This window comes from Rhizobium sp. LEGMi-198b (assembly GCF_054114205.1).
On the sequence record NZ_JBSYVH010000011.1, the window covers coordinates 78,232 to 90,125 of the forward strand.

The following is an 11,894-nucleotide window of genomic DNA, read 5'->3' on the forward strand; positions in this document are numbered from 1 at the left end:
TTCATGTGGAATAGCGCACGTAACTCTTGTGAGGGAATCTCGATGCCGCCTGTGATATAACGGGGCCCTTGTCACCTTTTTGTAATGCAAGTTCGCTAGCAGTCCAGCGAACTTAAGGCCCCAGAATTGACAGGCAGGAAAGCGCAAGATGGCAGAGATCCGGATCGAGCAAGTTCGCAAGGCCTATGGACGCAATCAGGTCGTGCATGGCGTCGATCTGAACTTCCGCTCCGGTGAATTCGTCGTCATTCTCGGCCCTTCCGGCTGCGGCAAATCCACCCTACTGCGCATGATCGCCGGCCTCGAGGATATCACCTCGGGCGAAATCATCATTGACGGCAAGGTCGTCAATCAGCTCGAGCCCCGCGAGCGCGGCTGCGCCATGGTCTTCCAGAACTACGCGCTTTATCCGCACATGGATGTCGCCGCCAACATGGGCTACGCGCTCAAGGTGGCCGGTGTGCCGCGCGAGGAACGTGACCGTCGCATCAAGGAAACGGCCCGCATCGTTGGTCTCGAAGATTTCCTCGCCCGCAAACCATCAGAGCTTTCAGGCGGCCAGCGCCAGCGCGTCGCCATGGGCCGCGCCATCATCCGCGAACCGAAAGTCTTCCTCTTCGACGAACCGCTCTCCAATCTCGATGCCAAGCTGCGCGTGCAGATGCGTGTCGAAATCCGCCGCCTGCACAAGCGCCTGGCGGCCACCTCGGTTTTCGTCACCCACGATCAGGTTGAGGCCATGACGCTCGCTGACAAGCTGGTGGTCATGTACAAGGGCAATGTCGAGCAGGTCGGCACGCCGCTCGAGGTCTACAATACGCCGCGCACCCGTTTCGTCGGTTCCTTCATCGGTTCGCCGGCAATGAATTTCCTTGAGGGCTCCTTCGCGGCAAATGGCGAGCAATTTATCTTTGATGGCCTGCCGATCGCTGTCGACGCCAATATCGGCAAGCGTCATGCCGGCCAGCCGGTCACGCTCGGCATCCGCCCGGAACATGCGCGTCTCGTGCCGGCCGGCACGCCGGGTGCCGTTCCCGCCACGGTGGATTTCGTCGAAGAACTCGGCGCCGGCCGCGTCATCCATTGCGACATCAACGGCTCCAACTTCGCCGTTGCCGTTGCGGACCATACCACGGGACAGACGGGCGACAGTGTCGGCCTGGAGCTTCCTCAGCAGCATACGCATCTCTTCGCCCAGGACACCGGCCTGCGGCTCGATACCATTGCCTCCGTCACACCCCTCAAGGTTGCCGCAAACTAATTTTCAGACATCAATTTTCAGCAAGAGTGCCCGGAAATCCCTACCGATTTCCGGGCTTTTTATTGCCTGGGCCAAAGGCAGTTGCTGTGGCCCGAAGCTGGCTCTGTCCTGATCGGCGGGAGCACATTCCATCGACGTCGCAATATCGCGACGACGTCCGGTTCTGTCACGCGCCACTATCGCCGCAATGATCCGGCCTCGAAAGTCTGCCGCATTCCCCGGGGAAGCGCGGCAGGCAATCCAATCACTTCTCGGTGGCGATCACTCCGCGAACGACCCAGCGCTGCATCAGCACGACGACGGCGAGAGGCGGCACCATGACGATCAGCGTGCCGGCCATGGCGATGTGCCACTCGGGAAGACCGCCTACGTTCGGGATGAGCTGCTTGAGTTCCGTCACCGCGGTCGCATGCGACGGATCTGTGGTGACGAGCAGCGGCCACAGGTATTGGTTCCAGGCCCAGAGGAACATGATGGTGCCGAGCGCGGCCATGTTGGTGCGCGACAGCGGCAGCAGGATGTCGATGAAGAAGCGCAGCGATCCGGCGCCGTCCATGCGCGCGGCCTCGGTCAGCTCGTCGGGTATCGTCAGGAAGAACTGACGGTAGAGGAAAGTACCGGTCGCCGTCGCGACCAGCGGCAGGATCAAGCCGGGGTAGGAATTGAGCAGCCCCAGATCCAGCGAGACCTGAATGCCAGAAATCCTTTCGATGAGCCAGGTGATGCCGGTAACGTCGAGGATCGCCTGGTAGGGCGACAATACGTTGGCGGCGACCGCATAGGTCGGTACGATACGCACTTCGAGCGGCAGCATCAGCGTGACGAAAATCAGCCAGAAGATGAAGCCGCGGCCAGGATACCGGAAATAGACAAGCGAAAAAGCTGTCAGCGCCGAAACGATCACCTTGCCCGCCGCGACGCCGCCCGCGAAGATCAGGCTGTTCAGCAGCTTGGGGCCGAGATTGGCCGTGGTCCACGCCGTCTTGATATTGATCCAGAAATCGGTGCCGGGGACCAACGACATCGGCACCTGGTTAACCTCGGAAAGGTTGTGAGATGCGGCAATCGCGACGATGGCCAGCGGTCCTACCGCCACTATGAAGCCGAGGAACAGGATCACATGGGTGAAGAAATTGAGAATTGGGGTGCGCTCGACCATGTCAGCCTCAACGGTAATGCACGCGCCGCTCGATGAAGCGGAATTGGAAGATGGTGAGCACGATGATCAGCAGCATCAGGATGATGCTCTGCGCCGCCGCGCCGGAATAGTCGAGACCTCTGAAGCCGTCGAAGACGATTTTGTAGACCATGAGGTTCGTGGAATTGTGCGGGCCGCCGGATGTCATGATGTCGACGATGCCGTAGGAATCCTGGAAACTTTCGGTGATGTTGATCACCAGCAGGAAGAAGATCGTCGGTGTGATCATGGGGAACTGGACGTCCCAGAAGCGCCGGATCACGCCTGAGCCGTCCATCGCCGCTGCTTCGATCAAGGAGCGCGGAATGGCCTGGAAGGCGGCAAGGAAGAAGATGAAGCTGTAGCCGGTATATTTCCACGAGAAGGCGGCAATGATAGAGGCCATGGCGGCGTTGCCGTCGAGGCCCGGGTCCCAAAAACCCGGCCAATAATGGTTGACAACGGACATGAAGCCGGCTTCGGGCGCCAAGATGAAGCGAAAGGCCATCGCCGAAGCGGGAGCCGCGATGCCATAGGGCCAGATAAGCACGACGCGGTAGAATTTCGAACCTTTGAGCTGCCGGTCCGTGAGAGCGGCCAGTATCAGCGCGACCCCCATGGAAATGCTGGTGCTGATCGCCGCGAAGATGATGCTGATCGTCACCGAATTCCAGTAATCGGCATTGGCGAGAATGGATTTGAAGTTGTCGAGTCCGACCCAGATATTGCCGCCGCCCCAGGGTTGCTGCAGCGTCAGCGACCAGAAGATCGCCTGGCCGGCGGGCCAATAGAAGAAGGTGAAGATAAGGAGGAGTTGCGGCACTGCGAACAGGATGCCGACGCTCCACTTGCTGAAAGTCGTACGCTTTTCCATTGCTTCTTCCGGCTTGGACCCCCGAGCGCCGTGCGGTCGTCTGAACGCACACAGGACGCTCTACCGTTTGAATCGAGAATACCTCGTCCGTTTCAGATGATTCCAACTGAAAGCGGGATATTCTAATGCCATTCGCGGTCATAACGAACGTCCGCCGGGAAAGTCCGGCGGACGTCGTCTATTCACGGGCGAACTGCTTACGGCAGTTGCTTGCCCTTGTAGGTGGCTTCAAAGCGATCGAGAACAGCATTGCCGTTCTTGACGAGGTTGTCGATGCCTTCCTGGACGCTGACCTTGTTGGCGAAGATGGCCTGCATCTGGTTGCCGAATTCAGCACGGATCTGCGTGAAGTTGCCGAGGCGGACGCCGCGGGTGATCGGGGTCGGCTCGGAAGCGGTCAAGCTGGCGATGGCGACTTCGCGGCCCTTATAGGGAGCCTTGTCGTAGAAGCCGGAGGACTTCATGAAGTCGAAGCCAGACTTCTTGACCGGGATGTAGCCGGTGTTGGTGGACCAGAACAGAGCGGTTTCGGGCTTGCCGATGAAGTCGAGGAACGCTGCAGCGCCCTTGTATTCGTCAGACGACTTGCCGGAGAGAACCCAGAGCGAAGCGCCGCCGACGAGCGAATTCTTGCGCTCAGTACCGGCGTAAACCGGAAGCTCGGCAACATCCCAGTTCATGCCGGCCTTCTGCGTCTTGCCGACCGTGCCATGGTCGCCGACCGAGGTCATGATCATCTGGCAATCGCCCGCTGCAAAGGCCTGGACCATATCCTGGCCGAGATCCTTCGACTTGATCTTGATGAGGCCGGCGTCGTACCAGCTCTTGAGGTCGGTGACGTACTTGACGAACTTTGTCTTGTTGACGGTCAGGCGGGCGTCGAGGCCGTCATAGCCGTTGTTCTGGGTAGCGACCGGCTCGTTGTGGATGGCCGAGAACTGTTCCATCAACTGCCAGCTCTCGTTGCCGGAGATGTTGATAGCCATCGGGCAATCATAGCCAGCGCCCTTCAGCGCCTTCATGTCGTCGGCGGCTTCTTCCCAGGTCTTCGGAGCGGCGGTCTTGCCGATCTTTGCGAAGGCGTCCTTGTTCCAGTAGAGCAGGGCGGTCGAAGAGTTGAACGGGAAGGAAAGCAGCTCGCCCTTCGAGGTGGCGTAGTAGCGAGCGATGCCGGGGAAATAGTCGTCCCACTTAACCTTGTAGCCGTTTTCCGACATCAGCTTGCCGACCGGATAATAGGCGCCGGAAAGCATCATGGTTGCGGTGCCGACGTCATAAACCTGCACGATGGCCGGCTGCTTGCCAGCACGGAAGGCGGCAATGGTGTTCTGCAGAGCGGCGTCGTAGTTGCCCTGGCCGGTGCAGACGACCTGATAATCGGTCTGCGAATTGTTGAAGTTCGTGCACAGGGTCTGAACAACACGCTCCAGGTCGCCGGACAGGCCGAACCAGAAATCGAACTTGATCGGAGCAGCAGCAGCCGGCAGGGCCAGCGCTAAGCTCATGACGCCGGCGGCAGCCGCCGAAATGCAGTTATAAAATTTGGACATATCCCTATTTCCTTTTGAAAGCGCGGAACCGGTGGGCCTTGCGCAAGTTCGCGGCAGCGGCGTTATAGACAAGCTGTGTGACAGTTTGTTGTGGGCGGAAACCTCTCGTCCGCCGGCAGTTTTGCGCCTTTGCGAACGCTTTTAAAGGGCTATCGCGGATTAATCCTTTAGGAGGGGAAGACGGCGTCTTATGTATCGCATAAGGTGCATCTAATATTTTGATATGGAGAGGAGTCGCGCATGGGTCGCAGATCCCCGCGCCTCATCAGAATGGAACGATATATAATGAGGGAGCTGCTCCTGATCATGGCGGCGCTCACCCTGATGGCGCTCGGCCCTTTGACGCTGCTGATTGCAGGGTATTGAGGGGCGCAGACTGAGCCGTGAGCTCTCCTTGCCGCCCGCCCGGATCGTGTGCATGATCACCCCGATATGGTGACGGAGGCGTCGGGGGAGCGGATCAATGGGCAGAAGCGAGCGACAGAAGATGGCGGCGGGAGAATGGTATCGCTGCCTCGATCCGGAACTTGATGCCCTGCGCGCACTTGCCCGGGAGGCTGTGCATCAGCATAACACCATGCCGCCGGGTGAGCGCGGTGGTATTGGTCCCGCGCTGTCCATGCTGTTTGCCAATGTGGGCGAGGGCGCGTTCATCGAAGCGCCGTTTCATTGCTCCTATGGCATGAACATCTCGCTCGGCCCGCGCGTCTATTTCAATGCCGGATGCACCATTCTCGATAATGCCCCGGTGCGCATCGGCGGCGGCAGTATGCTGGGGCCGGGTGTTCACATATATTGTGCCGAGCACCACAAGGATCCGGTGCAGCGGCGTGCAGGGCTGGAAATCACGCGTCCGGTTGAGATCGGCCGGGATGTCTGGATCGGCGGCGGCGCCATCATCCTTGGCGGCGTAACCATCGGCGATGGAGCGATCGTCGGAGCAGGCGCCGTCGTTACCAAGGATGTCGCGGCGGGTACGACCGTAATAGGCAATCCAGCGAGGGCTTTGCTCGCCAAATAGGCAACGGACATCAATCCGTAGGGCGCCGCCGTTTTGTCCACCACACGGCAAGGCGTCGTCGCCACCGCCTTACGAGCGGCAGATCATGTGACAACAGGATGAAGCCAAGCGGCAGCATCCAAAAGCCGAGGATGGGTAGGAAGCCGAGAAGGCCGCCGAGGATCAACGCAAGGCCGATGCCAAGCCGGGCAAGCCTCGATTGCGGAAGCGGAATACGAATTGAGCCAAGGACGAGCTCATGTGTGGTATGATCTATTCCGAAACGCTGCGCCTTTCCGTTGCCGTTGCGATCGGTCTTTTCTTTGGTTCTGGCTTGATCGGTCATCCACAGGAAATGGTAAGGCGACGAAATAATACAAGGGAAATGGATTTTTTTGAAAAAACCGCTTGGCAAATCGGGAAAGCATTTGTATTACCCCGCTCACACCGCGCCAAGCGGTATTCCCTGGTAGCTCAGCGGTAGAGCATTCGACTGTTAATCGACAGGTCGCCGGTTCGAATCCGGCCCGGGGAGCCAGTTTATTCAGCTTAGTAGCTGACTTTATTGTAGGAGCCGGTTCTTGATTGAACCGGCTCCTAATTTTATTCTAATGGTTCTTTCGCTAAGCGATTGTTTTTCCTCGAAAGATTAAGTGCTTCCTCGTCATCAGCTTCCGCGCTGCCCCGAGACGGGCGGAGCGAGGTCCGGCCTGGTTTAGCTGAATCGCTATCGAGCTAGGCGAATTGGCCGAGCGCTCGGACGGTTGTCCTACTCCGATTTACCTATTGCAGAATTTTGCAGCCGCGCCATATTCTAGTTCATGGACCATTTCGATCGCTGACCGCGGAGGTACCGGCAGTGTCGAACTGGAGCATGAAAGGCCGGCGCGAGGCATCGCTCGGCCTTTCTGTTTTAATGGAGCGCGGCCTTTCCGCTCGGGTCGCCCAATCTGTCGCCAAACCGCTCGATCACGAGCGTAGCGAAGCCATGAAGCAGGCGACGGAACAGGATCATCGATCAGAAGAAATCATGCGGCGCGTGGCCGGTGATAGCCTGGGCTGAAACGGGCTGTCGCGGCTTTCTCTTCGCGCCCAGCGTGGCGTTCTCACGCACTCTTCCCACAGGTTCGGCTGCTCTCGAAAATGTGAGGATACATTCATGTAGCGTTAATCTGAACGGGCGCAAAAACGTCGTGCGCCTATCGCGCAGCATATTCCCCCAAATGCTTTAGAGGTTCGAAATGAAAAACCTGATTCTTGCTTCCGCCGTTGCCCTGGCTTCCTTCGTCGGCATCAGCACGCAGTCTGAGGCGGCCACGATCGTGCATGTCGACGATCATCATCACCATCATTGCGTTGTGAAGACCGTACGGCACCATGTTCATGGCCACTGGGTTGTCCGCAAGGAACGCGTCTGCCGTTGATCCTGTCGCTGCTTCGAACTGCCGGCCGTTAGCGCCAGAAAAATAGGCCCGGCCGTTGCCGCATATATCGTCGGCAACGGCCGGAATGTTTTTGGGATATGGGCACAAGCATCCGCTCTTTGCGGCAATCGCATCCGCCGCTTTGACGCGTAACGAATTCGGCACTTGTCGCTATGGATTACCGGAATTCGAAGTAGATGCCTCCGTGGTGCCGGTGATGGTAGCGGCGATATCGCCAGTCATCATCATCATAGTAACGGCGGCGATCCCAGCGGCTATCGCGCCAGTAGCGGTGGTGGTAGTGGCGATCACGCCAATATCGCCCATCGTACCAATCCTGGTTTCGTCGGGATCCGCGCTCCTGAACCAGAATGACGCTGGAAAGGCTAGGCGAGGGCGAGCTTGTCAACGGCATTGCCGTTGCCGGAACCGCGGCGGCCAGCACTGTTCCCATAGCAAGTGAGGCTGCCAGGGCTATCGAAGCGAAGTGTCTCAAAGCATCGACTCCTTGTTTGGACCAACGTCCCTTCAGGACTTAACGCTGCGATGGCCGCAAAGTTCCCCTTTAAGTTACCTGAGTGTCAATTGCAACGTGTGGTATAGTGGTGGCAATAAGAATGCCGCCTGCCGAAAGTAGTGTCTTCCGCTGTCCCGGTGGGGGATCAGGTGGGGCCGAGGTTATATATTCGGGAGGCGATCGGCATAGAAAAGGGGCCTAGCAGGGAAAGCTAGGCCCCTCTCTTCTCTGATCGGAGGTCAATTCAGATCAGGTCAGAAGTTGCGCTCGAAGCGGAGGATGCCGGAGACGGTATCGTCCTTGGCATAATCATAGTGAACGTAAGTCACTTCCGGCTCGATCAGCAGATCCTTGACCGGATTGAACTTGAGGTTCGAGGTCGCTTCGAAGATCTTCGAGTCAGTGTAGGCAAGCTGCACGTTCCACTTCAGCTTGTCGTTGATCGGAACGCCAACGCCACCCCAAACAGCCCAATCACCCCAACCGCATTTGGATTCGTTCACAGTGCCGTTCGGCGCCGTGCAAGCGGAGATATCCTGGTTGGTACCGGCATACTTGTTGAGCTTGTCGCCGTCGGTGTTCCAGCCGCCCATCAAGAAAGCCGAAAATGCACCGAAGTCCGCATCGACGCGGGCCTTGACAGCACCTTCTTCGACGATCGAGTCATAACCGCCGACAACCTTGAAGGACCATGCACCGGCTTTGTAACCAGCACCGACCACGACGTCCGGCGCGTAGTGATCGGCCTTGTCATCCGTCCACCAGCTTGCGCCGTAAGAAGCGCCCGAGCCGCTGGAATTGGAATCTTCGAGCGAGATGACCGCCGTGAAGCCGTTGCCGGCGTCATAGTTGTAGGTCAACTGGTTCAGTTCGTACGGACCGTCATAGATCACATCGTCGTTGATGACGTCGCCGGCGTAACCGATGTAGAGGTTGTAGGCCGAGTCCTTCTTACCGACGGTGAAGCCACCGAGGCTGATGTAGGACCACAGCAGGTTGGTGCTGGTGGAGTTGCCGTCGTTCCAGTCCCAGCGAACGATGGTTTCTGTCTTCAATGGACCGTATTCGGTGTCGGTCGCGGTATCGACGTTCAGCTCGGCGCGGGTGTGCCAGAGCGTGCCCTGGTGGCTGTCACGGTTGTAAGCGTTGTACCACTCACCTTCCGTACGAACCTTGCCGCCAACCTTGAGGCAGGTTTCGGTGCCCGGAATGAAGAAGTAGCCTGCACCGTATGCGTCGCAGATGCGAACGTATTCGAGGGGCTCCGGCTCGGCGGCGACAATGGCGTCGGCCGCGTGAGCGCCGGATGCTGCTGCAAGCGCGGCAGCGGAGCCGAGAAGAAGGCTCTTGATGTTCATAATAACTCCAATCTTTTCCTGATTGGGCATGAGATATCGCGCCGAAAAGACGACGTGCCCAACCCCATCCCGTTCATGTTCCCTATCAGTAGGTGCGAAGTAATAAGCCTCGCGAACTATTTCCTGAACCCGTCTCAATGATTTGACAAGATACTAAGACTGACGAACTATTCGCACGCTACTCGAAAAAAAATCTTGTTGCAAAAATGACGCAATCCGCCAAATGGCGGCCTTCGGAGGCGTAGTTGGTGCTTAATAATCGTTAAGCTTTGCCGCGCCTTGTCGGAGTTTATAGAGTGGGAATCAAGTTATTTGATCATCAGCCGCGATAGGTCTTGCGCTCCAATAAGATTCGTTCTAAACGCCCGCCATCACTCGCCTTTACAAATCGGATGGCCTCGTGGCGGAGTGGTTACGCAGAGGACTGCAAATCCTTGAATCCCGGTTCGATTCCGGGCGAGGCCTCCATCCTTCTCCTATGTCATCTCTAATTGGTTGATTTTGGCCCGCTTTTTGGAAGATGTGGCAGTTTGGGCCTCCAATGTTCCGCCACGCTTTATTCTAGGTGCGGCAGTTTGTTCCTGCTTTAGCGTCCATTGGCTCCGGGTTGAGGCATCGATTTGACTCGCGCACAATAGGGAACGCCTGTTGTTGCGCCGCGACGCCATGCCATGAATCTCTACGCCCGACGCTGCGATGCCTTGAAAGCGTAGCCGCACGCGATTAAGACACGCTGAGCATACAGCAACCCCGGCTTTGCCTTTGGGCGCGAGAGGATATGATGGATTTCGAAGCAGCACGCGTGAAAATGGTCGAGAACCAGATCCGCACGACGGATGTCACCTCCCATTCCGTGTTGAACGCGTTTTTGACGGTACCGCGCGAGAATTTCGTGCCGGAGAAGTCGAAGCTCCTGGCCTATATCGACAATGACATTGAGGTCAGCCCCGCAGCTTCCGGCAAGCCGGCGCGTTTCCTGATGGAAGCCTCGCCGCTGGCAAAGCTGCTGCAGCTCGGTGAAATCACCAAGGAAGACAAGGTTATCGATGTCGGCTGCGGCACGGGTTACGTCTCGGCACTCCTGTCGATCCTTGCAGGCACCGTTGTCGCACTTGAATCCGATGAGGCGCTGGCTGCAGAAGCCAAGGCCAATCTCGCCGCGCTCGGTCAGGCAAACGTGACCGTCATCACCGGCGAGTTGGAAAAAGGCCATGCCGGCAGCGGTCCCTATGACGTGATTTTCGTCGATGGTTCGGTCGAAGAAGTGCCGCAGGTGCTTCTTGACCAGCTTGGCGAAGGTGGCCGGTTGATCGTCGTCCTCGGCTATGGCCACGCCGCGCGCGCCACCGTCTTCATACGCGAGCGTGGCGCCCTTTCCGAAAACGTCTTCTTCAACGCTTCGGTCAAACCGCTGCCGGGCTTTGCCAAGGCCAAGGCATTCGTATTCTGACCGCTTAAGCGGTTGAACCATCCTTTTGAGACGGGCGCTTCGGGCGCCCGTTTTTCGTTGGGGATTTGGAGAGAGAAGTCCACAATATCAGGTGATTCGCAGCCACCGTAACAAAACTGTGCATCAGGTGGCTTAGTGCTGTCGCGGTGATTTTTTTCCCAAGGGTAGTATTCTACGCTGGCGCTGATTCGGGCGCTGCTTTGGCGGGAATCCGGTCGTTGTCTGGGAAAACGGGGATGAATATGGCTCAGCCAAGTGTAGTGCGTGAACCGTCCATGGAAGAGATTCTGGCGTCGATCCGCCGGATCATCGAGAACAACGAGCCCGGCGCCGGCAAATCCATTTCGCCGTCTCTGCCTGCTGTTTATACCCTTGCCGATGATGAGCAGGATGACGATATCCACCTGACGGTCGATGATCAATTTGCTGCTGCCGAAATGGATGACGTGCCGTCGGCCGCAGCCGCTGTCCCCGAGCCGCGTTTTGTCGCCGCCAATTCGCAGATTCCGATGCGCGAGCCGGAAGCGCCCGCCCGCACCATGTCGCTCGCCGATGTCGCCGCGCGCGTTCGTGCCGCTTCCGAGCGCAATGCCGCACAACTGAGTTCGGCACGCGACACGCCGCAACCGCGCGAATTGCCGCCGGCCATGGCCGCGCGTCTTGCCGAGCCGCGTGTCGATCCGGTCGCCGACGTGCCCTTGCGTAGCGCGATCGCCGAAGCGCCTGCACCGGCAGTGACCTCGCCGGTCGTGGCCCCGCCCGCCGCTGCCCTTCTCGCCGAAGCTGTGGTTGCACCAGCCAAGATCGAACCACAGCCTGAGTCGATCGAAGAGCGCAAGGCTGCTGCCATTGCTCCTACTGCGGCCGCTTCAGTTGAGATGCCGGTTTTCAATCAGCCGCCATCTACGACAGCCGCGGATCGCTACCTGCCGCAAGTGCAGGCTGAGCTTACATCCTCGTTGATGTCGGAAGCGGCCGGTGCGCAGGTTGCCCGTTCCTTCGGCGAGCTCGCGGCTGCCATCGATGGCAGCGAGCGCCGGTCGCTTGACGAAATCGCCCAGGAGATGCTGCGGCCGATGCTGCAGGAATGGCTGGACGATAATCTGCCGACTCTGGTCGAGCGTCTCGTGCGCGAGGAAATCGAACGAGTGGCTCGCGGCCCGCGTCGCTGACAGCCTGAGCCCCGGGTAGACGATCCGCCGCTCCGGCTTCCGGGGCGGCTTTTTTATTGACTTGCCCGCGACCATCCTATTTACAACCCGCATCACCGAACCCTCCAGATC

General features: G+C 58.5%; 13 protein-coding genes and 2 tRNA genes. 9 read left to right on the forward strand and 6 right to left on the reverse strand.

Going from position 1 to position 11,894, the window contains the following annotated elements; genetic code table 11:
* Positions 1–148 precede the first annotated feature (148 nt).
* A complete protein-coding gene (locus tag ACXHXG_RS30005; protein WP_104822907.1) occupies positions 149–1,261 on the forward strand; it encodes a sn-glycerol-3-phosphate import ATP-binding protein UgpC in 1,113 nt (370 codons plus the stop codon).
* A gap of 244 nt (positions 1,262–1,505) precedes the next feature.
* Here the strand turns inward: ACXHXG_RS30005 and ACXHXG_RS30010 are convergent, their stop codons facing one another.
* The 3 genes from ACXHXG_RS30010 to ACXHXG_RS30020 form a co-directional block, all read right to left on the reverse strand.
* Entirely contained in the window at positions 1,506–2,420 is a 915-nt protein-coding gene (locus ACXHXG_RS30010; protein WP_104822908.1) for an ABC transporter permease subunit, read from the reverse strand.
* A 7-nt stretch (positions 2,421–2,427) separates the two neighbouring features.
* Positions 2,428–3,312 (reverse strand): carbohydrate ABC transporter permease, encoded by an 885-nt coding sequence (locus ACXHXG_RS30015; protein ID WP_457901643.1) that lies wholly within the window; start codon positions 3,310–3,312, stop codon positions 2,428–2,430.
* A 197-nt stretch (positions 3,313–3,509) separates the two neighbouring features.
* A complete protein-coding gene (locus ACXHXG_RS30020; protein ID WP_104822910.1) occupies positions 3,510–4,862 on the reverse strand; it encodes an extracellular solute-binding protein in 1,353 nt (450 codons plus the stop codon).
* A gap of 240 nt (positions 4,863–5,102) precedes the next feature.
* Between ACXHXG_RS30020 and ACXHXG_RS30025 the strand changes: the two genes are divergently transcribed.
* Together ACXHXG_RS30025 and ACXHXG_RS30030 are read left to right on the forward strand one after the other, a co-directional pair.
* On the forward strand, positions 5,103–5,228 hold the full coding sequence (locus ACXHXG_RS30025) for a hypothetical protein (protein WP_283050160.1): 126 nt from the start codon (positions 5,103–5,105) through the stop codon (positions 5,226–5,228).
* A 97-nt stretch (positions 5,229–5,325) separates the two neighbouring features.
* A complete protein-coding gene (locus tag ACXHXG_RS30030; protein ID WP_457901644.1) occupies positions 5,326–5,883 on the forward strand; it encodes a sugar O-acetyltransferase in 558 nt (185 codons plus the stop codon).
* A 10-nt stretch (positions 5,884–5,893) separates the two neighbouring features.
* Here ACXHXG_RS30030 and ACXHXG_RS30035 read toward each other — a convergent pair whose 3' ends face one another.
* Positions 5,894–6,208, reverse strand: a complete 315-nt coding sequence (locus tag ACXHXG_RS30035; RefSeq protein WP_457901662.1) for a hypothetical protein — start codon at positions 6,206–6,208, stop codon at positions 5,894–5,896.
* A gap of 117 nt (positions 6,209–6,325) precedes the next feature.
* On the opposite strand from ACXHXG_RS30035, the gene ACXHXG_RS30040 reads away from it, so the two are divergent.
* From ACXHXG_RS30040 to ACXHXG_RS30050, 3 genes are all read left to right on the forward strand, one after another.
* Positions 6,326–6,400: transfer RNA gene (locus ACXHXG_RS30040), tRNA-Asn, on the forward strand.
* Between the two features lie 321 nt (positions 6,401–6,721).
* Positions 6,722–6,925, forward strand: a complete 204-nt coding sequence (locus tag ACXHXG_RS30045; protein ID WP_158704447.1) for a hypothetical protein — start codon at positions 6,722–6,724, stop codon at positions 6,923–6,925.
* Positions 6,926–7,103: 178 nt separating this feature from the next.
* Entirely contained in the window at positions 7,104–7,286 is a 183-nt protein-coding gene (locus ACXHXG_RS30050) for a hypothetical protein (RefSeq protein ID WP_104822914.1), read from the forward strand.
* Between the two features lie 171 nt (positions 7,287–7,457).
* Here the strand turns inward: ACXHXG_RS30050 and ACXHXG_RS30055 are convergent, their stop codons facing one another.
* Positions 7,458–7,613, reverse strand: coding sequence for a hypothetical protein (locus ACXHXG_RS30055; RefSeq protein WP_158704448.1), 156 nt, complete (start codon positions 7,611–7,613; stop codon positions 7,458–7,460).
* Between the two features lie 444 nt (positions 7,614–8,057).
* Positions 8,058–9,161, reverse strand: coding sequence for a porin (locus ACXHXG_RS30060; RefSeq protein WP_457901645.1), 1,104 nt, complete (start codon positions 9,159–9,161; stop codon positions 8,058–8,060).
* A gap of 394 nt (positions 9,162–9,555) precedes the next feature.
* Between ACXHXG_RS30060 and ACXHXG_RS30065 the strand changes: the two genes are divergently transcribed.
* The 3 genes from ACXHXG_RS30065 to ACXHXG_RS30075 all read left to right on the forward strand — a co-directional run bounded on the left by ACXHXG_RS30065 (position 9,556) and on the right by ACXHXG_RS30075 (position 11,783).
* Positions 9,556–9,629: transfer RNA gene (locus ACXHXG_RS30065), tRNA-Cys, on the forward strand.
* A 310-nt stretch (positions 9,630–9,939) separates the two neighbouring features.
* Positions 9,940–10,611 (forward strand): protein-L-isoaspartate O-methyltransferase family protein, encoded by a 672-nt coding sequence (locus ACXHXG_RS30070; RefSeq protein WP_457901646.1) that lies wholly within the window; start codon positions 9,940–9,942, stop codon positions 10,609–10,611.
* Positions 10,612–10,853: 242 nt separating this feature from the next.
* The gene (locus tag ACXHXG_RS30075) at positions 10,854–11,783 is read left to right on the forward strand and encodes a PopZ family protein (RefSeq protein WP_457901647.1); all 930 of its coding nucleotides are present in this window, start codon (positions 10,854–10,856) and stop codon (positions 11,781–11,783) included.
* Positions 11,784–11,894 lie beyond the last annotated feature (111 nt).